Origin of the sequence: Endozoicomonas atrinae (genome assembly GCF_001647025.1) — a bacterium.
In the GTDB taxonomy this organism is placed as follows: Bacteria; Pseudomonadota; Gammaproteobacteria; order Pseudomonadales; family Endozoicomonadaceae; genus Endozoicomonas; species Endozoicomonas atrinae.
On record NZ_LUKQ02000043.1, the window covers coordinates 1 to 24,740 of the forward strand.

The following is a 24,740-nucleotide window of genomic DNA, read 5'->3' on the forward strand; positions in this document are numbered from 1 at the left end:
GCGTCATTCGTAAGGCGATCAAGAACCGGAAGATTTTTCGGACTGATGAGTCAGTCATGAAGGTAATCTATCTGGCCATGGAAAAAGCTTCCGAGAAATGGACCATGCCGATCAGGAACTGGAAAGCAGCCATGAACCGGTTTGAAATTATGTTTCCTGACCGGTTCAAGGAGTAATAGTTTTGGTGGCGTTTACACAGAATTATTTACAGGCTCCCATGCACCACCCGTTCTCTGGGCATCAGGCACTGGCTGCAGTCCATACTGTTCGCAAAACCTGGGCTGAGCAATAGAAATGGACTCTGGTAACGCCGCCATTGGGATTCTTCAAAACCGTTAAGATTAATGAAGAATAGACAACAAACAATGATATGCGTTCCAGATCTTGCTGACGTTTCGCTGTGGACTCAGCAAACCAGAAAAAACGCTCTACATGAGAAAGAATCGCACAAACCAGTTTTTTCGACGTCAAACAAGCCAAGCAAGGCAGATGTCTTTTTCTGAACAATACGTGTAACGAATGAGGGGTCACTTACGTAATATAACAATCGCATTCTTCATGACTTTATCACCATGAAAAAGCGCAGGAAAGACAACTGTCTCAACTACTGATCCAGCACCTTTCAGGGGTTTTGGAGATTCATACCATAATTCATGGACGTCCTTATTAAAATCGCAACCTTTTTGGTGTACAGCAAAGGTCATTGGAGGTGCTTGAAGCGACATTTTCCATGCTATCCGAGCGGCATCCTGAATATATTTTTGCGCCTCATCTAATTTCAAATATTTTTTCCAGTATTTAGAGTATGGATTAGAGGCTGAGCAAAGGTTACTTTGGATATCATTAATAAAGGGTTTCATTGAAACTTCATCTGCTCGCCACCTCATAAAGTCTCTGGCAATTTTTTCCGATACTGGATCACCACCAGTTATTTCTTTTATTTTAGAGTCTGCAAATCTCTTTTCACGCATTGCACCTTCCAGGCACACTTCAAGGCAGTTAGAAAGCATCTTTGATTTTTCGGGCTGATCTAAGCCTGTTATTTTTTCATTCAAAAGACCCCATGATCCTTGGAACAAGTGATACTCATCTGTTATAGTGGACGGCCGATTTGGAATATTCATATTTTCAAGAGCTGTTTCATCCCCGGCCAGTTTTCGATCCCTTTCTGCTACCGACCTAGAAACCTTGTCCCTGTTTTCATTGATTTCATCGAGTAACTTATCTACCCCCATTACCCCTTTACCATCTACATAACCTAACATCTGAGCAATCAATGGTTTTCGAGGTTCAGCAGCGCTAGCTCCACCGGTCAATACAGCTTTATCACTTGTCTTTTTTCGAGCCATTTCACCCAATGGCTTAGAAGCTTTTGGTCTGGCTTTTTCAATTTCTTTCTCTATCTCTGCTTTTCTCCGATCAACCAGTCCCCTTCCGGGGTTAACCTTCTTTGATACCTCTTTAACCCTAGCCCCCATTTCAGAAGCAACGGTACTGCCAGGAAGGTATTGTGAAATAACAGCATTCAGTGTATCACTCACGTTTTTTTTCAGAGCTGGGATGTGAGGGGAGTCGTTATCGACCCCAGTCATAGGGTCATTAACAAGAGTTTCTATTCGACAAGGGTCTCCACCTGGTATCACATTAGCAGTTAAGACCCAATGCATCTTTCTCCCAAGACCAGGATATCTATCTTCATATTCCGCATTGAGTATCTCTTTCAATCTAGCTGAAAACTGACTCATAGCTTGAGGAGATAGGACAACCACCTCTCTACCTTTATATTTTCCTAATGAAACTGCTCTCTCATTATTATCAGAGCATCCAATAACTGTGTTGAAGATATTACCCGGATTGATTTTCAAAATTTACCTCCATGTGTTTGAATTTCTATAATATGGCCTATAGCATCAAAAGAGGTCTTAGTTGCCATGCAAGCTCACCTGAGCCAGATCCATTAGCTCACGATTAGCCACGGAAAACATGGCCAGATCGGCCTGCGGTGCACTGCGTATATCTGCCAGCATACTCTGCCAGCGGGCAACCAGTGCATGATTATCCATGATCCATTTATCAATGGTTTGCTCAATGGGCACTCCATCCTGTGCCATATTAATCAGGCCTTTGGACAATTTGCGCTGTTGCCAGTTCAGTTCATCCCTGGCGCTGTCACGTGCCAGAGACTGCCAGTGATTTGTAACCTCCAGTTGCGACAGGGCATTGCCATACCAGTTCAACTCCAGGCGGGAGCCTATGGCAAAGAAAGTCCTGATGGCTACCTCCAGAGGAACCCCGGTTTCATCGGCTGCCCTGATCACCGGCAGAGCGCTTAACAGATAACGCTGCCCGGCAACCACCAGCGCCAGTTCCTGTGGAACCCCTTCCGCAACCATGCTGTCAACAGCCTTGTCCAGTTCCGCTTTTTCTTCTTCACCGAGAGACTCCATGAAACAGGCCAGGAATTTCTCAACCCTGGGCCCATAATGTTCAACACACTCGGCAGGTATCAGATCCTGACGCTTCAGACGAATAAACCAGCGGGTAGTCCGCCTCACCAGTTTGATCAATGCGCCCATCATCCTGTACTGCAAGGCACTGGACACTTTATGATCCAGTTGTTCAATCATCATCCAGTAACGGGAAACATCAAAAACATCACGACTGGCACTGAAAGCACGGGCTATCTCGGCAGGCGAAGCCCCTGTCGTCATTTGCAGCCGATAAACAAACGTGATCCCCATCATGTCAATCAAATGGTTAGCTATCTGGGTAGAGATAATCTCTTTGCGCAGACGATGCCTGCGAATATCATCCGGGAACCTGTCCACCAGAATCTTAGGGAAAGCACTGTATAGTTCCTGAGTAAGGTATCTATCATCAATCACCTCCGAGTTCAGCAACGCTTCTTTCAGATCTGCCTTACTGTATGAAACCAGCAGAGACAATTCAGGCCGGGTTAACCCCTGCCCATTAGCGGCCCGTTCTGCAATAGCTTCATTATCTGGTAGAAACTCGATGGTTCTATCCAGCTTGCCCTGTCCCTCAAGGTGTTCCATAAAACGACGGTACTCACCCATTCTTGAGGCAACATCCGACTCAACAACAGAAATAGCCTGTGTCTGTCGATAGTTATTGGTCAATACCAGGGCTGCGACTTCATCCGTCATGCTTTCAAGCAGCTGATTTCGCTGCTTAAGCGTCATATCACCATTGGCGACCATATCATTCAGAAGAATCTTGATATTGACCTCGTGATCCGAACAGTCAACACCGCCGGAATTATCAATAAAGTCGGTATTCAGCCCGCCTCCCTTAAGCGCATACTCCATACGCCCCAGTTGACTCAGCCCAAGATTTCCGCCTTCTCCGACCACACTGGCCTGCACTTCACAACCATTAATTCTCAGTGGGTCATTGGCCTTATCCCCAACGTCGCTATGGGTTTCGTTCATGGACTTAATGTAGGTTCCGATACCACCATTCCACAGAAGATCAACCGGTGCTCGCAGCATGCTGCGAATCAACTCATTGGGTGGCAACTGATTGGCCGTAATGCCAAAGCGTTGCTTCATTTCCGGACTGATGGCAATTGACTTTGCCTGGCGTGAAAAAATCCCCCCGCCTTCAGAAATCAGACTGGTGTCATAGTCTGTCCAGCTGGAACGGGGCAACTCAAAGAGTCGACGCCGCTCTGCAAAACTCTGGTAAACATCAGGGTTGGGATCCACAAAAATATGCAGGTGATTGAACGCACCAACCAAAGCAATCGTTTCGGAGCACAGCATACCATTGCCAAAAACATCACCAGACATATCGCCAATACCAATGGCTGAGATCACATCCTGCTGGACATGAATACCTTTTTCGCGGAAGTGCCTCTGGACCGAAACCCACGCACCTCTTGCGGTAATTCCCATTTTCTTGTGGTCATAGCCAACACTGCCTCCAGAAGCAAAGGCATCCCCCAGCCAGAAGTTGTAATCCGCCGCAATCCCATTGGCGATGTCTGAGAATGTTGCTGTTCCTTTATCAGCCGCCACGACCAGATAACTGTCACTGTCGTCATACATCACGACGCCATCCGGATGAACCACGTCTCCTTCCACCAGATTATCCGTAATATCCAGCAGCCCTCTGATAAAGGTTTTATAACAGCGTATTCCCTCTTCCAGAATCTCTTCCCGGGTACCATCAACAGGTAACTGTTTGGGTACAAAACCACCTTTGGCACCAACAGGTACAATAAGGGCATTTTTGACCTGCTGGGCTTTTACCAACCCAAGAATTTCAGTTCTGAAATCTTCAACACGGTCAGACCAGCGCAAACCGCCACGGGCCACCTTTCCACCTCTCAGGTGAACACCTTCAACAATGGGCGAGTAGACAAAAATCTCATACAGTGGCACCGGCTTGGGAATGTCCGGTATCTCCCTCGCCGCCATTTTCAGTGAGATATAAGACTTGGCACTGCCTTCCTCATCCTGCTGATAAAAGTTGGTTCTCTGTGTTGCCTTGATAATATCCTGATAACACCGGATGAGTTTGTCTTCACTCAATACTTCAACCTGGTCAAGTTTATGGAGAATCTGCTGCTGAATTTGCTGCTGCCGTGCCAGCCGCTGTGTTATGGACAGCTCCAGCATTGGGTTGAAACGAACCTCAAACAGCTCCACCAGTAACCGGGCAATCTCAATGTTATTGCACAGCGTTTCAGCAATATAAGACTGACTGAAACCAACACGAATCTGCTTCATATAACGTGCATACGCCCGAAGCATGGCAACCTGACGCCAACTCAGGCCTGCGGATAACACCAGTCGGTTAAACCGGTCATTTTCCGCTTCACCAAACCAGATTTTCTCAAACGCTTCCCGAAACGTCGGACCCACTTTCTGTAGATCAATGTTAATTCGTGAATCGATGCTTAATTGAAAGTCATGAATCCAGATGGTCTCACCGGATGTGGTGTGAATCAGATAGGGGTACTCACCGAGAACACGCAGGCCAAGGTTTTCAATAATGGGAATCTGGTCAGCTAATGGCAGAGGCTCGATAAAATGGAACAGTTTCAGGTGAACCAGATCAGCTGCATCATCCAGTGACTGATAAAACCCCATGGAAATCGGCCGATCATTGTCCATTTCTGCAAAATGGCGAATATCCGTGACCGCCGACTGGGGCTTGAATGCTTCCTGGTAAGCAGCACTGAATCCATCAGAGAACCTTGAAAGCAGTTTATTCCCCCGTACTTCCCCAAAGGTTTCCAGTACAGCATCTCTAAGATCATCATTCCATGATGATGCGGCGAGAATAACCTCTCGGGTAATCACATCCTGATTGTAATCAATCCGCCCTTTCAACTTGAACACGAAGTGGACTCTGGCCAGGATCGACTCAGAAAAATACGTCGTAAACTCGCTGTCTTCTGCTTCCAGCCGGTGACAGAGGATTTTCTCAACCTGCTGGCGGAAACGGGTACTGTATATATCCCTTGGAACATAAACCAGCGCCGAACAGAAAGGCCCATAAGGGTCCTGTCGGATAAAGACTTTTATCTGTTTACGCTCCTGCATTCGCAGGATTGACATGGCTGTCTGAAAAAGCTCGTCCTGACTGGTCTGAAAGAGCTCATCCCTGGGAAAAATCTCCAGTATCTGCACCAGGTCTTTCCCGTGATGGCTTTTGGGATCAAGACCGGAGCGTTGAATGATTGCCGACACCTTGTTACGGATATAGGGAATGGCATACGGCGTCTTTCGATACACTGGTGAGGTGTAGAGGCCAACTATACGCGCTTCACCAACAATGTGACCCTGATCATCAAAGCGTCGTACGGTGATAAAGTCAGGATAGGCTGGACGGTGAACACTGGAACGGACAGAGGCTTTGGAGAAAGAAAGGCGCTCAGTCAGCTCAAACAGGTCATGTTCAATAAAGGGTTCCAGTGACAGCTGGCCGGGCTGACCTTCATTCGCAGGTTTCAATAGCCCAAACAGTGACTCCGACGGTCTTCTCAGCCGGCGACTGCCTTCATGCTCTGTGACAATCAGCTCTTCATAACCCAGGAAAGTGAAATTGTCATCCAGTAGCCATTCCAGAAACTCCTGGACCTCATCATCCTTTTTCAGCAAGCCTCCCGGCAAAGCTCCCAGCTGCCCTGCCATGGCTGCCAGCCTTTTAACCCGCCCGGTCATTTCATCAAAGTCATCAACAACGCGGCTAACATCTCTCAGAACCGCATTCAGCTGAACCTTCAGCTGATCAAGTTCACTCTGATCCTCACAACGATCAATTTCAAGATAAACAAAGGCCTCCTGACTGATAAACTCACCCTCACCCCGTTCATCTCCAAACTGTATGGTCATGTCTCCAGCACGTCGCGAGTACAGTACGCCATTTCGCAATAGATGAATGGTGGAGCCATAATCGTTCAGTTTCATCCTGACCGAGTCCACAACAAAAGGCATGTCCCGATGCAGAATGCGGATGACGGTATGGGTTGAGTGCCAGCCATGCATATTGAATTCCGGATTGATAACCTCAATACGCGGCTGGTCTGGATTATGGTATTGAATAAACTTCCAGAATGAGTGGGTAGCTCCCAGCAGTTCCTGCCAGTTTCCTGATACCAGATCCTCATGGGTATCCAGCGAGTAATATCGATAGACAAACTCATGAAAGCTATCCAGCTGATCTACCGGAATATGGGCAGCTAAATCACTAATCAGTTTATCCAGAGTTTCTTCACGTTCCTGACTGTTTAACTGCCCCATCCCTGGCATCTCCACTGTGAATAGATATCGGTTTTAAAATCCTTGTAGTAGACCATCGGCCTTGACGAACCTATATTGAACGGTGCTGTCGAAAATAAAGCTTATAACTTTAGGGGGTGTTTACATGGGGTACCGGCTCAGCTTAAACCAGAGTGTTCCTGGGCTGAGCAAACCGCTGAGGCTGTGGCTCTATGTCAACAGAACCTAAAGCATTCGCCAAGACTCAGAACTGGGGCTTATCAATAAGCCAAATGGCTTGTAGAATTTCCAGATCGTAAAGTGGGGTGTGCCTGTCACACACAGCTAAGAGGGGTACTTCTAACCCTTTTAAGTAGCTGGCTCATGCAGGGTCGAATATTTCTGGCGACTTATGCACTCCCTTGAAAGACGCAGACAGATTTCCAGGTTGAAAAAAATGTCATCAAGCCACTGTTTTACCCAATTCAGTCAGCTGAAAAACTACCTCTCCAGCACCATTATTGGTCAGGAACATCTGGTTAACCGCCTGTTAATCTCCCTGCTGGCTGATGGACATCTGCTGGTTGAAGGAGCGCCAGGCCTGGCCAAAACAAGAGCTGTAAAAGCACTGTCGGATGGTCTGGATGCCGATTTCCACAGAATCCAGTTTACCCCTGACCTGCTGCCTGCTGATGTCACCGGCACCGACATCTATCTACCGGAAGATGGCAGCTTCCGCTTTCAGCCCGGCCCCATTTTTCACAACTTGATTCTTGCTGATGAAATCAACCGCGCACCGGCCAAAGTTCAGTCTTCACTACTGGAAGCCATGGCAGAACGCCAGGTCAGTGTTGGCCAGAAAACCTACCCATTACCTGATGTCTTTATGGTCATGGCCACCCAGAACCCCATTGAACAGGAAGGCACTTACCCATTGCCGGAAGCCCAGCTTGATCGCTTTATCATGCACGTCCGGGTCGGCTACCCCGATGTTGAATCAGAGCGGGCGATTCTTAAACTGGCCAGGGGAGAAGCCATGCAGGCACCTGTTGAGCGCCCACAATCCCCGCTGAAGCAGGAAGAAATTCTGCAGGCCCGCCAGGAAGTCCTGGCCGTCCATATGGAGCCATCGGTTGAGGAATACATTGTTCAGCTGATTAATGCCAGTCGTCATCCTGAACGCTACAGTGACCAACTATCAGGATGGCTTGATTACGGTGCAAGCCCCAGGGGAACCATTGCCCTTGACCGCTGTGCTCGTGCTTATGCCTGGCTGCATGGCCGTGATTATGTCAGCCCTGATGATGTTCAGGCGATCGCTCACGACGTGCTGCGCCACCGTCTTTTGCTGACATTTGAAGCAGAGGCCGAGGGCAAGGATGCTGACCAGATCATCAATCAGCTATTACAAATCGTTCCCATTGCCTGATTGGATTCAAAGAGTGCATTGCAAAAAGGCTATTAGAGAAGCGCCATGAGTGGAGCCTACTGTACATTACAGAGCCTGGTAAATCTGCGGTTGCAGGCAAAGGACCTACCCCTGTTTCGCCAGGGACGCAGCCTGCGGCAGATGCTGGGTAACTCCCGTTCCCCCTTCAAGGGCCGTGGTATCGACTTTGAAGAAGTCAGGGCTTATCAGTTCGGGGATGATATTCGTTCCATCGACTGGCGGGTCACTGCCCGGAGAATGAAACCGCACACCAAAGTGTTTCAGGAGGAGCGGGAGCGGCCGGTCATGATTTTACTCGACCAGAGCCATGCCATGTTTTTTGGCAGTCAACTGAACTTCAAATCCGTTACTGCGGCAGAGATCTCCGCTCTTATTGCCTGGGCAACCCTTGAACATGGTGACAGAATCGGCGGTGTTATTTTCAATGAACATGAGTTACAGGAAACACGGCCAAAGCGTTCAAGAAAAACGCTGATGCACTGGCTTAACCAGACTGAACGGATGAACCGAAAACTCCACCTGGCTTCCATATCCAGTATGGATGCGGAAAATGGCCTGGCAAGAACCCTCCGTCACACCCGACGAGTAGCTCACCCCGGCACTCAGATATTCCTGATCAGTGATTTTAATCATGTGAATGAAGAGTCCGAGCAGCACCTGGCTCAGCTTGCCCGCCATAATGAATTGATGGCCATCAAGGTGAATGATCCTCTGGAGCAGGATCTACCAAGTCCGGATCAATACCGGATAACCGATGGTATGCACAACCTGTCAGTGAATACCGGCCGCCCTCAACTTCGCCAGCAGTTCCATCAGCAATATCTGAAACATCATGAACAACTGAAGCAGATGCTTTCACAATATCGTATCCCTCTACTGGAGATTAATTGCGCCTCACCTTCCGCACAGCAGTTGTTGGGACTTTATGGTGTCAGGACGAACAATAGGGAGCTGACTCAGTGAAGACATATCAGCACTTGAAAGCATTGGTGGTAAAAGCCTGTTTTGAGTTTACGGCTCCACAGAGGACTTAGTCATGGATATGCAAAATCCTCTGGATCAGCTCCGCCCAAACCACCTCCCGGATCCTGTTGGATTATGGCCACCAGCGATTGGCTGGTGGATTCTGACGATTATCGTTATCGCAGTGCTGCTTCTGGTCACCATCTATATCTGGCGTCGATGGCAAAAAAACCGTTACCGCTCAGAGGCTCTTCATCAGGCCAGACAAATTAAGGCTGACTATCAGGTTCATCAATCGCTGCACAGACTGGCTAATGAATCCAATGAACTGTTAAAACGGGTAGCTCTGCATGCATTTCCCAGAAATAAGGTTGCCGGGTTGACCGGGGCTTCCTGGAGCCAGTTTCTCGCGGATACCGGAGGCATCCCCGAATTCCTCAGCCACAGCGCATTCAATAACGACCGTTATAATCCGGAGATACCGCTGACGCCCTCCCACGGCTCTCCCGACGAGATGCCAAAGACAGTGTACGAACTAACCCGGCGATGGATTAAGAAACACCATGCTTGAGCTTGAATGGCCCTGGATACTGATTGCCCTGCCCTTACCTCTGCTGGTTTATCGGTTCGTCAAACCAGCCAGTAGCGGTAATGATGCCGCGCTGTATACGCCGTTTTACGGAAAACTTTCGTCCATGATGGGTGAGCAGAGCGCAGAAAAGGAGATACCTTCTGGCAAACGAATCATTCTGCCCAGTCTGATCTGGCTGCTGCTGCTCTTTGCTGCCAGCAAGCCAGTCTGGCTTGGCAATCCCGTTGAGGTCCAGGACAGTGGCCGGGACCTGATGATGGCCGTTGACCTCTCAGGCAGTATGGAGATTAATGATATGGTTCTCAATGGCCGCCAGGTTGATCGACTGAGAGCCACCAAAGCGGTGATGAATAATTTTATCGAGCGACGTCGTGGGGACCGGCTTGGACTTATCCTGTTTGGCACCCAGGCCTACCTGCAAACACCACTGACCTTTGATCGTGAAACGGTCAGGACACTGATGAATGAGTCCGGTATCGGGATGGCGGGTAACAAGACCGCTATCGGGGATGCCCTGGGTCTTGCCGTCAAGCATCTTCGTAAACGCCCCGAAGATAGCCGGGTGCTTATATTACTGACTGATGGGGCGAATACCGCTGGAGAAATCTCGCCGTTGCAGGCAGCACAGATTGCCAAAGAAGAAGGTATCAGGATCTACGCGATTGGCCTCGGGGCTGAAGAGATGGTTGAGCGCAGTTTCTTTGGCTCACGTCGGGTTAACCCATCGGCCGACCTGGACGAGCAAACATTACAGGAAATGGCAGGACTGACGGGAGGCCAGTATTTCCGGGCCCGCAATATTGAGGAGTTGAATAAGATCTATACGCTGCTGGATCAGCTTGAACCTGTTGTTCAGGAAGAAGAGTTGTTTCGCCCCAGCAAAAACCTGTTTTTCTGGCCACTGGGTCTGGCGCTGCTACTGAGTCTGCTCCTGGCGCTGCAAAAGATCAATCTAAGCAGGGCGCTTACCGAATGGAAAGCTGGCAAAGGGAGGGCTCAGCATGATTGAATTTTTCTCTTTGTTCATACATCAATTTCATTTTCTAAGACCTCTCTGGCTGCTAATGCTATTACCCTGCATCCTACTGGTGATCCTGCTCTGGCGACAACATAAGGATCGTGGCAGCTGGTCAAAAGTCATTGCGCCAGGACTCCTTCCCTGGTTACTGGAAGGAGAGCTGCAAAAACGTGCTCGATGGCCTCTTATACTGGTACTGGCTGGCTGGGTAATAGCCACTTTTGCGCTTGCTGGCCCAACATGGCAAAAGCAACCGGTACCGATCAGTAAGAATCAACAGCCGTTGGTGGTTGCCGCTGACCTGTCATACCACATGTTCGCTGCGGATCTTTCTCCCAATCGCCTGACCCGGGTGCGGTTCAAGCTTCAGGATCTGTTCAACCAGCGCAGCGAAGGACTCTCAGCCCTTGTTGCTTATGCTGGATCTGCCCACACCGTTGCACCTCTGACAGACGATAGTCGTACGTTAAATAATCTGACCAAAGCACTTAGCCCTGAAATTATGCCAGTACAGGGTAATAACCCCGTAGAAGCAATACGCCTGGCAAAACAGCTTCTGAATCAGGGCAGCAGTGAGTCCGGCGATATTTTGCTGGTCACGGGCTCAATGACCGAAGCACAGGCAGAGCAGATTTCGAGCCTGCTGCAGGGCAGCGGTATCCGTTTATCCATTCTTGGCATTGGAACTGAACAAGGAGCACCAATTCCGTTGCCTGACGGCGGTTACCTGAAAAATCAGCAGGGAACCATTGTCGTACCGCAGCTGGAACAATCCCGTCTGCAGTCACTGGCTCGGGCCAATAGCGGTCGATACCAGATAATGTCTGTTGCGGATACCGACCTTCAGGCCCTCCTTCCAACCGGTAACATCAATCAGCTCTTTAACGAACAGGCAGCAACTGATCGTGAATTTGATCAGTGGTATGACGCCGGTTACTGGCTGGTATGGCTGCTATTACCAGCCGCCCTGTTGGGATTTCGCCGTGGGTGGCTGGTACTGATCATGATCTCCCTGCTGCCGGTCACGCAGGATGCCATGGCATTCAGCTGGAATGACCTGTGGCAAACCCGTGACCAGCAGGGGCAGAAAGCACTGCAGGAGGGTAATCCGGAGCTCGCAGCCAGTCTGTTCAATGACTCTGCCTGGAAAGCGGAAGCATTGTTCCAGAACCAGCAGTTTGATGAGTCTGCATCAACACTGAATAATCCAAATGATCAAGTTGCAGATCCAAAAATGGATTATAACAGAGGTAATGCACTGGCCAAGGCAGGCAAACTTCAGGAAGCCATTGACGCTTATGACCAGGCATTATCCCGGCAGCCGGATATGGAAGATGCACGATTCAATCATAATCTGGTTGAACAGTTGCTACAGCAGCAGTCTCAACAAGACCAATCCCAACAAAACTCGCCGCAGCAAAATCAGGGCAACAACAGGGAGCAGAATGACGACCAGGGGGAAAGCAACCAAGGGGAAGATAACCCGCAACAGTCTCAGGGTGATAATAACCAATCCAGCAAAAACAGGGATAAAGCATCACCAGAAAATGGGCAAGCCGGTGAAAACACCAGAGACCAGGAACCCTCATCTCAACAACACCCCCAAAATAATTCATCAGTTGATCAGAGCCAGCAGCAAGATCAGCAACAGGCCCAACCTGAGCAGTCTGAAGAGAAGGACAGTGCCAGCTCATCGCAACAGTCCGCTCAGGCAGAAGAAAAAAGAGCAGATGATGACGCTTCGGAAGCAACGGCCAGCACACCGGATGAAGGAATGGATGAACAGCCCCTGTCTCCCGAACAACAGGCCATTGAGAGCTGGCTGAGAACGATTCCAGATGATCCGGGTGGTTTATTACGCAGGAAATTTCTTCATCAGCAACGCTCTCAGCAACAGCAGAACAGAACGGAGGAGGCATCATGGTAAACCGAAAGTCATTCCATTTGATGTTGACAGCATTGATCAGTCTTTCGGTTTCAATGATTGCCAATGCTGGCTTTACCGCCAGTGTTAACAGAACATCATTAGCCAGCCATGAAACCGTAGAACTGACGCTGCGCACGGATGAAAGTTCCAGTGACGCTCCAGACCTGAAACCCCTGGAATGGAGTTTTGACATACTGGGCACCAGACAACAGAGCCAGACCAGTATTATTAATGGTAAAAAGGAATTTACCCGTGACTGGGTAATTACCCTTGCTCCCAAACAGCAGGGAACACTGGTTATTCCACCAATCAAACTGGGTGCTTTGCAATCCGAACCGGTTACTATCACCGTCAGTGATAAAAAACCGGATGACCCAACCGGTGATAGCAGCCCACTGTTGATGACAGCCGACGTCAGCAGTGAAAGCATTTATGTGCAGCAGGAGCTGATATTTACTCTGAAAATTCTGTTTAGCGTTCAACTGTATGATGATAACCGGCTGAGTGCCATGGATATCAGCGATGCCCTTATTCAACAACTGGGAGAAACCCGAAAACTGGATACCATCATTAATGGTATTCGCTACCGGGGCTTTGAGTTGAAGTACTCTATTCATCCCCAGTCTGTGGGTGAAATGATCATACCGTCACTGACGTTTACCGGTGTGGCGGCTGAACCCCGGGATCCATTTGGCAGTATCTTTTCCAGTGGCGGGAAACCCGTGCTTGCCCGCTCCCCGGAACTTAACATTGAGGTAAAACCCAGACCTGAAAACTACCCTGCCAGTGAAACCTGGTTACCAGCAAGAAATGTATCGATTCAGGAGAAATGGAGCCAGCCACTGGACAGTTTAACAGTGGGTGATGCCATTACCCGAACCATTACCGTCGATGCCGACGGTCTGAGTGCAGCACAACTCCCCCCTATTCTGATGTCTCAGCCAAAGGGAGTGAACAGCTACCCTGATAAATCCGGTACGGAAGACCGCGAAATGGCAGATGGTGTTCAAGGACAGCGTACTGACTCCATAGCAATGATTCCAACACGTCCCGGAAAAATCACGCTGCCAGCTATTGAATACACCTGGTTTGATACTGAAAGTGGCGAGATTAAAACGTCCAGGCTTCCTGCAACAGAAATTGATGTCGCCGTAGATCCAAACGCTAATACCTTAACACCACCGACTGTGAACTCCCCGACACCATTGCCAGCCGACAAGCCAGCTGAATGTCCGGAACCAGCCGGGGTTACCGATGCAACACCTCTCGAGTCAACCAATCCATGGCAGAGAGCTGTCTTCTGGCAGTATTTAACAGCTATGTTTGCTCTGCTGTGGCTGGTGACCCTGGGACTCTGGCGATTCAAATCAAGTTCTGTAACAAAGGCTGATCAACAAACCACTAACACTGGCAGCCATGATCGATTTGGGAAGCAACCCTCTGAAGCCGAAGCATTTAGACAGTTGGAAGCAGCCTGCCTGCAGAAAGATGTTCCGTTGACGCTGAGCGAACTGAAAAACTGGTGTCGAATCTATCTCGGTAACAATCTCAAGAACCAGACTTCATTGACTGAGTGTCTCAATCAGCTTGGCTCTGAGGAATTGAACTCAATCTGCAACCAACTGTCAGCCAGCCTTTATAGTGCTCAAGCAGGAGGGGCCGCTACAGAAGTGCAGTTGACCACATTGCTGGAGATGTGTCGAAAAGTCAGAGACACCAGGTCCGGTCGAAAAAAAGATCAAAAGCTTGGCAGGCTATACCCAGAATAGGTCAACTAATTTTGATGGGAGCATCCTCTTAAACAACGAGGGAGTCATCACGGTGAAAGCACTGTTTATCCATGGTAATGGCGGCTGTACCGCCTCTCATCATTGGTACAAGTCCGCAGCCGGAGAGCTTTCCGGGCTTGGTCTTGACGTTATTCTTGAAACTTTTCCGGACAATATCATTGCCCATCAGGACATCTGGCTGGATTTTATGGAAGAACAGCTCAATGGAAACAGTGACGTTATTTTGATAGGTCACTCCTCCGGTGCGCTTGCCGCCATGCGCTATGCCGAAAGCCATTCTCTGGTTGGCAGTGTTCTGGTTTCTGCCTGTCACACGGATCTTGGTGATCCCAATGAGAAAGCCAGTGGCTTCTATGATGCACCCTGGCAGTGGGGTGCTATTAAAGCAAACCAGCAGTGGATCATTCAGTTTCACTCAGAAGATGATCATTTGATCACGGTGGACGAAGCCCGATATGTCCGTGATCAGCTGACCCCGGACTATCACGAATTCAAAGACCGGGGTCACTTTATGGCTAGCGACTCAGGAGGAAAGTATTTTCCAGAGTTGGTTGAGGCAATAAAACAGAAGCTCTAGCAAGTACACTAGGTTCGATAAAGCACCTTGATAACATGCCAGCCGAACTTCGTTTTCACCAGGTGAGGGGTCAGTAACTCACCGGTAAAACATACTTTATCAAAGGCAGGCACCATCTGCCCTTTCCTGAATTCTCCCAGATGCCCACCTTTTTTACCCGATGGACAAGTGGAGTGCTTCTTCGCCAGAACATCAAATTTGGCACCTTTTTTAAGCTGTTTGATAATCTCTTCAGCCTGCTCTTTATGCTTAACCAGAATGTGTAATGCGGCTGCCGTATACGCCATGAGTAAGCCTATTCATAAGGAATCTATTGATTCGTATTATATCGTTCATCATTGAATTCTGAATACTCGCCAGCACCAAGTCAGATTTCGTGAACTCCGTAATCCATATGTGGTATGTGACATGTGCAGGGATTGACAAAAATGGCTCAGAAGCCATCAGTTGGAAGTGAGCACTCCTTAAACCAGTAACCGATAGGGGTTCCCTCATTTGCATCATCAACAATAATAATGACAGCAGTGTACTTCTCTTATGACAACCGAAAATAAACGTCTCGAAGCTGTGGAGCTTGGTAAAACTCTGGTCACTGGTGGTGCCGGCTTTCTGGGAAAAAACCTGGCCAGAGAGCTTCTGAACCGGGGGCATCAGGTTAGAGTCTTCGACCTGGCAGAGTGTGATCTTGAACACCCGGGCCTGGAGAAGGTACAGGGAAATATCTGTGATAAATCACTGGTTACCAAAGTCTGTGAAGGAATTGATACGGTTTTTCATACCGCTGCTGTCATTGAAATTCGTTCAACCAAGGTCGTTAGCCAGCAGGTGAAAAAGCTGTCTTATGACATCAATCTTGGTGGCACACAAAACATCATCGATGCTTGCCTGACTCAAGGGGTTAAACGACTGGTTTATACCAGCTCAAACAGTGTTGTTATTAATGGTCAGCCAATTGCCAATGGAAATGAAGCTCTGCCCTATGTTGACGGATTCAGAGATCTGTATACAGAAACCAAAGCGAAAGCAGAGCAGCAGGTGCTGGCAGCCAATGGTCGAAATGGCCTGTATACCTGTGCAATACGCCCCAGTGGCATCTGGGGGCCCGGTGACCAAACCATGTTTAAACTATTGATTAAAGAGTTAATCAACGGTTCCTTTAAGGCTCTGGTGGGTGATGGAAAAGCAAGATTCGATAACTCTTACGTTCACAACCTGATTCATGGAAAACTGCTTGCCGCTGGCCAGCTGGGCAAAAATGGCAAGGCCTCTGGTCAGGCCTATTTCATCAATGATGGTGAGCCTGTCAATATGATGGAATTTTCACGACCTCTGGTGGAACAACTGGGATACCCTTATCCGAAAAAAAGAATCTCCTATAAACTGATAAAAACCGTTATCTCCGCCTGGGAGAAATTTCACCAGTGGTTTAAGGTTGGCGAACCTCCTCAGTCCACACTGGCTCTTGAAAGAATCGGAATTGATAACTTCTTTAGCATCGATAAAGCACGTCGTGATCTGGGCTACGAGCCTCTCTACACAAGTGAGAGTGGCATGAAAGAGGCTATGCCCTATTACAAGGAACTTCATGACCAAATGAAGAAGGAAACTGTCTAGAGGCGTTCTCAATATCATCAAGAAAGGCCCGCGTTATGCGGGCTGATGAAGTGTCAAACTGACCTTACTCAATATGCACCTTTACTTCACCAGCAGTACGACCAAAACCATGATCAGTGATCACCTCAACAGCCTTATAGCCAACACTTCCCAAATGCTCCCCTGCTATTTCAATGATACACTCACCAATAGCAGATTCTTCAGTGGATACAGACGTGAAGCAATCCAGAGACTCCCCTCCCGCCAATGATTTTCCAAGTGCAGAGCAGCAGATTTCCCCAACCTTTTTTACAATATCAGTCAATATCGAGCCTTCGATACATGTTGGAACACAGCCTCTTTCAGAGAGCATCTTTCCAATATGTTCGAGTGCATAATTACCCGCTTCAGCAAAATACTCACCAGCTATTTTCATAAAGCACTCTGTTGCAAAATAACGACAGAATGAAGTGGCTGGGCTACCAGAAAAAACAACCACTTTAACCAATGATTCACCAAAACTGACGCAGCTGACTTTAGCTATTTTACTTCCGGCATTCACAAGCGCTGTTGATACGGATTGTGGCAGGCAAGTTCTACAATGAATTTTTTTAGCCACGCCTTCCAAAGCCTGATAACCAGTATCGCCAAGAAATCCTCCGGACACTTCCGTTGAATAATCAGAAATCGATTCAGCCATTGACGTACTCAGATCACCTCCAAAGCAAAGGCGCTTAACTACTGATTTTCCAAAAATAGTACAGCTGCTTTCTGCGGATTTTTTTCCCATTTCCAGAAAGTCGAAATTTGGAATATTATTATCAACTGACTGTTTTCTCCCTACTGCATTGCAATCCATTACAACTCCTTATGGGGAATATTTCGCCAATTTTAGGGTAAAAAAATTATTTTTGAGTTATTTTTCGATACTGCCTGAAACCTTTTCTTCAACAAATACTTAGTTTCCCATTTTTTATAACCGTATTTGATTATTGAAATCCATAACAAAACAGTTAGAAGACAAAACTTAATTTAAATACATCTATCATATCAACTCAATTTGTAAGGAAATATCAGAAAGAATTAAAATACAGGATAACCACAGGGTCTATATTATAGATTGTCGATGATAAAATGAGTATTACCTCCCTAAACTTTCAACTTTTGAATCATAGCCGTTCGATAAGCTCAAAAAGCAGCCAGCCACTCTGTACTTGTGTGACTCAACTTGCCCCACATAAAGCATTACTTAGATATTTTGAGGCAACGCCAAGAAGTCATGCTCACTATTAAGCGTAATCCTACTTTTAGAATACAGGAGTTCACTCATCTATTTGCCCCCTTCATTTTTTGGAAAAATCTACTAGAGGAATGTCTTCAAAGCCATCATTTTGAAAAGCACTGGTAGGTAGTTCTGATTGGTTTTTATAAAAATTGACAACTCTGCTTTGATACTCCTGAGGGCTGATAAGGCTGTAAAAGTATAAGACTGGTATACCTGAACGAAAATGATGATCTGTTTTCCCCAAAACAGGATCTGTCATCTTGCTGACAGTCTTATCATCAAATTTAATCCAGTTGCCTTGCTCGCGTGCTGTAGTCTGGAAATGCCCTGATTTAGTAAAGTTCTGCCATGAGTTCCCAGTACATTCGCTAATATATTCACTATAATAAGTACAGCTTTTTTTCTCAAAGTGAAGTGTAGCTTTCTCGCCACTGTCTGCATCGATAAAGTTCATCCTGATAACATCATCAAATCCTCGCAGGAGCCTCTCTCCTGTCTCTAACCGTCTAGCCTCACTATCCTGAGGCTTCGGATGTATAATCATGACTTCTAATTCAGAGGTATGGGCTCTTAAAATGTTTCTGTGCTTTCCCAGACTCTCTCCTTCCGTTAACTCCGGAGCTAATTCAGCATCAATCAAGTCCTGTATATCCATAGTATTACCCAAAGATTCTTCAGGAACAGAAACATCGAGAACAAACTGCCACTGGGAAAAATGATGCCTGATGGATGCTTCATCAGCATTACCGGGAGTAATATTTCTGACGAAACTACAAGCATGATTCTTATGCAGTTTTAAGATATCTCGCCCAAAAATAGATAGAAATTCTGGACTGCCAGACATTTCTATCGCTTTTAAATAATCAGTATCTCTACTCTTATCCCAGCTCATCAATAATTCACTTAATTTATCATTGGGAATAATAAGATGCTCAAATAAATGTATACCGTGTTCTTCATGAGCATAGATTAACAACTTTATGAATTGGAAATACTTTGATTCATCCACCCCACTTTTCTGTTTTATTAAGGAACATATCCCCCAGAATTCAGAAATAATTCGTTGAATAATTTCCAACTCTGGCCTTCCAGCTTCAGAGGGTATGGTATCTCTTTTACCTAGACCACAGTGAGCGAATCCATGAATCAGCCCCCCTATATAACAAGTACTGGTTTCCGGTAAACGAGGACACCCATAATTCCCTAAAACTGTGTTGGCAGGCGGTGGTGAAAAAACTGATTGATAAACCTTTGGGTGCTGTTTTGCACGGCCGATGTGCCAAAAAAGCTCTCTCTCCTGCAAAGAGAAGTCCAGGATAGATAAACATTCGCTGGCCCATTGTGGATCGTCATTATTCGGAGTCTGGAGCATCTTTCTTAAGAACTCTGGCAGGTTTGGATGATTATTCTGCTGAGCATATTTTTTGATTTTCTTAGGCAATGATGAATAATCTGCCACAGGAGACATACCGTCCATTTCGCAGAATTTTTCCGATTTCAAACCATCCATTCTCACACATTCATAAAGAAAGTCCTCACCGCAAAGCAGCAAGAACCCCTTTGTTAGATCTCTTAACAGGAGGTCTATTTCATTAAAGATTCTTGATTCTACCAAACGGTCTTTGTGACTATAATGCTCATAATGCAGAGCATAAATAAAAATACAAAAGTGCCAGGCAGTCATTAATTTTTCCAAACCATCCTTTTCATGAAGAGCAGAACGGGTTAATCCTGGTAGTTCTTTAGCAAGCCCCCTAAAAACTTGCAGCCAGTCTGCATCATGAGTGCCTGTACACAACCCACGCCAGCATTCATCCAAACAGTGCAGACACGCTAGCCAGCTGCATTTCTGATTCATCTGGACATCACCAAAATGAACTTCAAGTTCATCAGTTATCTCTTTTATTGACCTTGCCGGTAATGCTTCTTTCTGACTCTGTCGTTCATCTTGTGATTGCAAACTTTTCTTGAGAATGGACTTTGGCTCTGCTGCTACCGTAATCCTAGGCTTCTGCTCCTGAGATACTAGAGGCTTTGACTCATCATTAATAATAAACCCTACATGTTGATTATTCAGGCCTGTGGCAAAGCCGTATGACATGACGATTACCTTTTTATTGAACGGTGATACCAATTCATCAATTTAATACAAGCTTTACTCCCGAAATTGATGCATCAGTCATTTTATAGAATTTAACCCTAAGGCTTTTTTATACGTAGAAACCACAATTCTATCCCAGATAGTAAATTATGCATTTCAAAGTTATTACTCCATCTAAATATTTCTAATAATTTGAGTTAATCAAAAAAAGAGAGAGCCGTAGAACGTACTTCTCCCAGGACAGACTTCATCATCACATATCAATTCCAGCACTCTTAAGCTCTTCTATATGATTAAAATCTATAGGAACAAAATACAAAGCGTACTGGCTGATTATCCAGATCATTTTTTATCGTCGAATCTTATGCATACCACTACTTCTCACCTCTATACCCTCTGGAAAGGGCCTGAGAATTTTTGCATCAATCTACTGATAGCCTGACCAATTAAAACCTGCCCCCTCCTCCCTCTTATGAGAACAACTAGACTATTACTTCGTCATATTTGTAGCCATATTTAAGGAAGTAAACAATGGAACGAATGGCCATTCGTTCAACCCTTCGTTACAGCTGCATTGCCTTTATAGCTTATATTTCAGGCTATGTTTTCAGCTGGCTATCCTACGAGCCAACGGCCATGATTGGCGGATTATGGGCGGTCATCTCGGGATTGATAGTGTCTGAACCTGCCACTGTGCAGGAAAGTATTTCTACCGCAAAAACCAGGATTATCGGTTCAGCCATTGGCTCTGTCCTTGCTGCAATCTACCTGCTGTTTTTCACTTTTAACGCCATTACCTATGCTATTTTTATTGGTGCGGCTTCACTCCTTTGCTATCGGATCAACTGTGGGCAACATGTTAAGCTGGCAGCAATCACCATTTCAGTCGTCATTATTGTCTCAACTGTCTCGGACATAAACCCGGTTCTCAATGCCACCCTGCGCCTGTTTGAATCATGTATTGGTGTAGGTACCGGTGTCCTTGTTTCTTACCTTCTGGACAAATGCTTCAGGACAGGTAAAGGACAACGTTAACCTTCAACGCCAAATCTTACAAAAATGTATAGTTCCGGAAACCTTCCTGAAAATCTTCCCGGGTAAAGTGGTCACATCGACAGGAGATGTCCTAGTCATGTTTACCCTGGTTATGAGGAAGTTACTGTGAAAAAGTCAAACATTGTTAAATCCGCTGCCCTGTCTGCCTTTATCGGTATGAGCACAATGATGGCCATAGGTTCAGCCAATGCAGGTGATGCACCTACGTCCCTCAGCGAAGATGCGGTGCCTCTGCTTAAGGCGGTAGAAATTGCCAGAAACCATACCGGCGCAGAACCACTTGAGGCAGAACGTGAAGTTGAAATGGGTCAGGCAGTGTATGAAATTAAACTGGCTGATAAAAACGGTGAAGAGATCAAAACCATTATTGATGCTCAAAGCGGTGAAGTCATTCTGAGCAATCACCGTAGTGGTCACGATAACGACCATGATGATCAGCTTGAAAACGCCCTGTGGCTGTCAGGCATCAGTAATGGCAAATACCTCTCCTTGAAAGAGGCGGTTCAACAGTCCGAGTCTGAGTTTGGTGGCAAGGTATGGCATGTGGAAATGGAAGACGACCACAACCAAGTGTCTTATGAAATTGAGTTGTTGAACGCCCGTGGTCAGCACATCGAAACCAGAATTGACGCTGTCAGACCTGTCAGCAAATCTTAATAGAAAACCATTCAATGGTATGCGGGAGTCATTCGATGAACTCATCTGAAACAACATCTGGTCTGTGGTCCCGAATTCGATCAACAGCCATGAAAATACGCAATAATGGTCTTAAAGAAGTGACCGGCGTGGTATCGTTCTCCCTGTTTTTCATGATGGGGCTGGTAACTCTGGGAGCCTGTTTATTAGCAGGCGTGGCAGCGGTGATCATTGCCAAATGGCAGCACTATAAAACCCGTAAAAATGATCTCACAGCACCAGCTGATGCGCAGGAACCCAACAACAATCCAATCGTTGCGGCCTAAGCCGCAGCGATGCGTTATACAAAGAGAACATGGTCATGCGGGTATTGCTGGTAGAGGACGATGTAAGCCTCAGCGGTTTTATTGAAAAGGGACTTCGTGAAGCTGGCCATCAGGTTGAGCTGGTCGATAATGGCAAACACGCCCTGACACTCTGCATGACAGAGCAGTATGATGTCGCTGTTGTTGACCGCATGCTGCCCGGGCTGGACGGGCTGTCGCTGGTAAAGGCGCTTCGGGCTGCCCAGGTGGCAACCCCCATTCTGTTTCTCACCTCACTGGGTGGCGTTGATGATCGTGTTGAAGGGCTTGAAGCTGGAGGTGATGACTACCTGACCAAGCCTTTTGCATTTTCCGAGTTACTGGCCAGGATCACTGCACTGTCCAGGCGGCAGATTCTAAAGTCAACCGAGACAAAGCCTGAGTTAGCCTATGGTGATGTGGTTATCAACCTGTTTGAACACTCCGCCATGCGCCAGGGGCAAGCTCTGGATTTGCAACCCAAAGAGTTTCGTATACTTGAGCTTTTCCTGCGCCATCCGGGACGGGTAATCACCAGAACCATGCTGCTTGAACATGTCTGGGATATTCACTTTGATCCTCAGACCAGTGTTGTAGAAACACACATCAGCCGTTTGAGAAACAAGCTGGAAAAACCGTTTGGCGATACGTTGATTCAGACCGTTCGAGGCGCAGGCTATAAACTGGAGCATAAAACGACGGCAGGTGTGAACTAATGAAATTCCAGTTTCCTGATACTCAGGAGGTACGCCTGTATTTATCGGCATTATGGAAACGCCTGCCCAACCAACTGCCCACATGGCTCAAAAGCTCTGCGATTCAACAGGGTTTAATGTTTGGCGTGGTCTCGATCATAAGCCTGATGTTAATGGCTTCCGTTACTTTTCTGTATGTGGATTACGAACTGGGCAAGCAGAGCCGGGAGATTGTCAAAGAATCCAGAGAACTGGTGAAGGAGCAAAACCGGGATTTCAGCGATATTGATGATGATCCCATCGAAGACGATGAAATTCTGGCCGTTCTGACTTCAGGCTTTATTCTGGCAGGCATATTGGTCTCGATATTCACAACCGTCATTGTGATGGCATTGAGCCGCCACAGTCAGAAGCGAATTTCACGAATCGAGTCGGTATTAAATGCGGCTGCGGAGGGTAATTTATCAGCACGCACCGGTGAAAAGCATACCTACAATGATCTGGCAAGGATATCTGTCTCCATTGATGAGATGCTGTCACGACTGGAAGGCTCTATTGCTGCCATGCGGGATATTTCGGCCAATATCGCCCATGAACTGAAAACACCGATCACCCGCTTACGTCATAACCTGCTGACACTGAGGGATGAAGCAGAGCAATCTCATACCAGCCAAAGTGAATCCTTTTTCAGGGAGCTGGATAATGCCCTTGAGGATTCACAGCGACTGACGTCTATTTTTGATGCCTTACTGAGAATCACCCAGATTGAGTCTGGTGCACGCAGAAGTCGTTTCACCCGGATAGATCTGGCCCAGGTCGTAGATACCGTGGCAGAGATTTACCAGGATGTTGCTGAAGATGCGCAAATGTCACTGCACGTCATTAAAGAAGAGTCTCCAGTTATTATTCAGGGAGATAGAGAGCTACTGATCCAGCAGGCCGCAAACCTGATTGAAAATGCCCTGCGTTACTGTCCGAAAGGAAGCAGCATTACTCTTGGCTGTGGTCTTGATAAAGCAGACGGTGTTGCATGGTTGAAAGTAGAAGACGATGGTCCGGGCATTCCAGATGAAGAGAAAGAACGGGTATTTGAGCGCCTGTATCGTGTTGACAAGAGCCGCACCGATGGCGGCTTAGGATTGGGACTATCACTCGCTAAAGCCGTAGCTGGTTTGCATCATGGCTCAATTCTTCTAGGTGATTGTATGCCCGGACTCGCAGTAAAAGTTTCTATTCCTGTTGATGCGTAATATACAAATCAGGAGTGTGGCGTACTCCTGGTGAGTCAACTGCTTGCTGTCTCTGCAAGAAAACTATCGATCAGATAACACTTCAATTTATCCAACCGGTCTTCAATATTGTACTGCTCATCATTCAGCCAGTTCAGCGTCAGACCATTAACCATGGCGACGGTGACTTCTGCACAGAAATCGGGCGTCAGCGAAGGTTTCAGTCGGGCAACGTTGTGCTCATAAAGCCTCGTGTACCACTTGTTCATAAAGTTAAGCTGATTCACACCCTGGCTTCGGTGGTTTGGGAAATTACAAACCATATAATCGATCAACTCTTTTTCAAGATGATCTGCATGGGTGTAATTCGTTTTCATCTGATCAAACATAAAGGTCAGCTGCTCTTCAAGTGGCTTCCCCGATCCAAGGGCTGCCTCCACCAGCTCCTGGTTCAGAACCAGGATTTTTGAATCACAGATTTCAATCATCAGCTCATGTCTTGAGCCGTAATAGTTGTAGAAGGTCTTCTTGGCTATATCTGCCTTTTCACAAATGGCCTCAACCGTTGCACCGTCAACCCCCTGTCGTCTGATCAGTGCGATGGTTTCCTCACTGATTTTATCCCTTACCGCCTGCTTCTTACGTTCGCGGCGTCCCATTGTCTGGACAGTCAACGATCTAACCTCTGTTTTCTATAGGATTATGCGCTCTGACTCTGGAGGAGCTCTCATAAAGCGATAAACTAACCTTAAA

The 24,740-nt window shown here is 47.0% G+C and carries 19 protein-coding genes and 1 pseudogene; 14 read left to right on the forward strand and 6 right to left on the reverse strand.

The genetic code is table 11. The features are described from left to right. Positions 1 to 176, forward strand: a pseudogene (locus AK963_RS31890) (IS256 family transposase); the annotation flags it as partial. Between the two features lie 351 nt (positions 177 to 527). Here AK963_RS31890 and AK963_RS08310 read toward each other — a convergent pair. Continuing rightward, positions 528 to 1,865 carry a hypothetical protein gene (locus AK963_RS08310; RefSeq protein WP_066014999.1) on the reverse strand — a complete coding sequence of 446 codons (1,338 nt, stop codon included), beginning with the start codon at positions 1,863 to 1,865 and terminating at the stop codon, positions 528 to 530. A gap of 57 nt (positions 1,866 to 1,922) precedes the next feature. Continuing rightward, on the reverse strand, positions 1,923 to 6,773 hold the full coding sequence (locus AK963_RS08315; RefSeq protein ID WP_066015025.1) for an NAD-glutamate dehydrogenase: 4,851 nt from the start codon (positions 6,771 to 6,773) through the stop codon (positions 1,923 to 1,925). Between the two features lie 415 nt (positions 6,774 to 7,188). On the opposite strand from AK963_RS08315, the gene AK963_RS08320 reads away from it, so the two are divergent. From AK963_RS08320 to AK963_RS08350, 7 genes are all read left to right on the forward strand, one after another. Continuing rightward, positions 7,189 to 8,160, forward strand: coding sequence for an AAA family ATPase (locus AK963_RS08320; protein ID WP_066015026.1), 972 nt, complete (start codon positions 7,189 to 7,191; stop codon positions 8,158 to 8,160). A gap of 45 nt (positions 8,161 to 8,205) precedes the next feature. After that, positions 8,206 to 9,144: a DUF58 domain-containing protein gene (locus AK963_RS08325; protein WP_066015000.1), complete on the forward strand. Its 939-nt coding sequence runs from the start codon at positions 8,206 to 8,208 to the stop codon at positions 9,142 to 9,144. Between the two features lie 73 nt (positions 9,145 to 9,217). Next, the gene (locus AK963_RS08330) at positions 9,218 to 9,715 is read left to right on the forward strand and encodes a DUF4381 domain-containing protein (RefSeq protein ID WP_066015001.1); all 498 of its coding nucleotides are present in this window, start codon (positions 9,218 to 9,220) and stop codon (positions 9,713 to 9,715) included. Continuing rightward, on the forward strand, positions 9,708 to 10,745 hold the full coding sequence (locus AK963_RS08335) for a vWA domain-containing protein (RefSeq protein WP_066015002.1): 1,038 nt from the start codon (positions 9,708 to 9,710) through the stop codon (positions 10,743 to 10,745). Before AK963_RS08330 ends, AK963_RS08335 begins: the two co-directional genes overlap by 8 nt. Next, entirely contained in the window at positions 10,738 to 12,681 is a 1,944-nt protein-coding gene (locus AK963_RS08340; protein ID WP_066015003.1) for a VWA domain-containing protein, read from the forward strand. Before AK963_RS08335 ends, AK963_RS08340 begins: the two co-directional genes overlap by 8 nt. Then, complete coding sequence (locus tag AK963_RS08345) at positions 12,675 to 14,450, forward strand: BatD family protein (RefSeq protein ID WP_066015004.1); 1,776 nt, start codon at positions 12,675 to 12,677, stop codon at positions 14,448 to 14,450. Before AK963_RS08340 ends, AK963_RS08345 begins: the two co-directional genes overlap by 7 nt. A gap of 52 nt (positions 14,451 to 14,502) precedes the next feature. Further along, positions 14,503 to 15,048: an RBBP9/YdeN family alpha/beta hydrolase gene (locus AK963_RS08350; RefSeq protein ID WP_066015005.1), complete on the forward strand. Its 546-nt coding sequence runs from the start codon at positions 14,503 to 14,505 to the stop codon at positions 15,046 to 15,048. 8 nt (positions 15,049 to 15,056) lie between these two features. Here the strand turns inward: AK963_RS08350 and ppiC are convergent, their stop codons facing one another. Beyond that, positions 15,057 to 15,335: a peptidylprolyl isomerase PpiC gene (gene ppiC / locus AK963_RS08355; protein ID WP_066015006.1), complete on the reverse strand. Its 279-nt coding sequence runs from the start codon at positions 15,333 to 15,335 to the stop codon at positions 15,057 to 15,059. A 250-nt stretch (positions 15,336 to 15,585) separates the two neighbouring features. Between ppiC and AK963_RS08360 the strand changes: the two genes are divergently transcribed. Continuing rightward, positions 15,586 to 16,662 carry an NAD-dependent epimerase/dehydratase family protein gene (locus tag AK963_RS08360; RefSeq protein ID WP_066015007.1) on the forward strand — a complete coding sequence of 359 codons (1,077 nt, stop codon included), beginning with the start codon at positions 15,586 to 15,588 and terminating at the stop codon, positions 16,660 to 16,662. Positions 16,663 to 16,726: 64 nt separating this feature from the next. Here AK963_RS08360 and AK963_RS08365 read toward each other — a convergent pair whose 3' ends face one another. After that, positions 16,727 to 17,500 (reverse strand): hypothetical protein, encoded by a 774-nt coding sequence (locus AK963_RS08365; RefSeq protein WP_066015008.1) that lies wholly within the window; start codon positions 17,498 to 17,500, stop codon positions 16,727 to 16,729. A 484-nt stretch (positions 17,501 to 17,984) separates the two neighbouring features. Continuing rightward, complete coding sequence (locus tag AK963_RS08370) at positions 17,985 to 20,027, reverse strand: hypothetical protein (RefSeq protein WP_066015009.1); 2,043 nt, start codon at positions 20,025 to 20,027, stop codon at positions 17,985 to 17,987. Between the two features lie 531 nt (positions 20,028 to 20,558). Here AK963_RS08370 and AK963_RS08375 point away from each other — a divergent pair. The 5 genes from AK963_RS08375 (at position 20,559) to AK963_RS08395 (ending at position 24,008) form a co-directional block, all read left to right on the forward strand. Further along, complete coding sequence (locus AK963_RS08375) at positions 20,559 to 21,062, forward strand: FUSC family protein (protein WP_066015010.1); 504 nt, start codon at positions 20,559 to 20,561, stop codon at positions 21,060 to 21,062. Between the two features lie 126 nt (positions 21,063 to 21,188). Then, positions 21,189 to 21,740, forward strand: coding sequence for a PepSY domain-containing protein (locus AK963_RS08380; RefSeq protein ID WP_066015011.1), 552 nt, complete (start codon positions 21,189 to 21,191; stop codon positions 21,738 to 21,740). Positions 21,741 to 21,775: 35 nt separating this feature from the next. Next, positions 21,776 to 22,045, forward strand: a complete 270-nt coding sequence (locus AK963_RS08385) for a hypothetical protein (RefSeq protein WP_066015012.1) — start codon at positions 21,776 to 21,778, stop codon at positions 22,043 to 22,045. A gap of 35 nt (positions 22,046 to 22,080) precedes the next feature. Then, positions 22,081 to 22,779 (forward strand): response regulator transcription factor, encoded by a 699-nt coding sequence (locus AK963_RS08390; protein WP_066015013.1) that lies wholly within the window; start codon positions 22,081 to 22,083, stop codon positions 22,777 to 22,779. Beyond that, complete coding sequence (locus tag AK963_RS08395; RefSeq protein WP_066015014.1) at positions 22,779 to 24,008, forward strand: sensor histidine kinase; 1,230 nt, start codon at positions 22,779 to 22,781, stop codon at positions 24,006 to 24,008. Before AK963_RS08390 ends, AK963_RS08395 begins: the two co-directional genes overlap by 1 nt. Positions 24,009 to 24,043: 35 nt before the next feature. Here AK963_RS08395 and AK963_RS08400 read toward each other — a convergent pair whose 3' ends face one another. After that, positions 24,044 to 24,661: a TetR/AcrR family transcriptional regulator gene (locus tag AK963_RS08400; protein ID WP_238593670.1), complete on the reverse strand. Its 618-nt coding sequence runs from the start codon at positions 24,659 to 24,661 to the stop codon at positions 24,044 to 24,046. Positions 24,662 to 24,740: the final 79 nt, after the last annotated feature.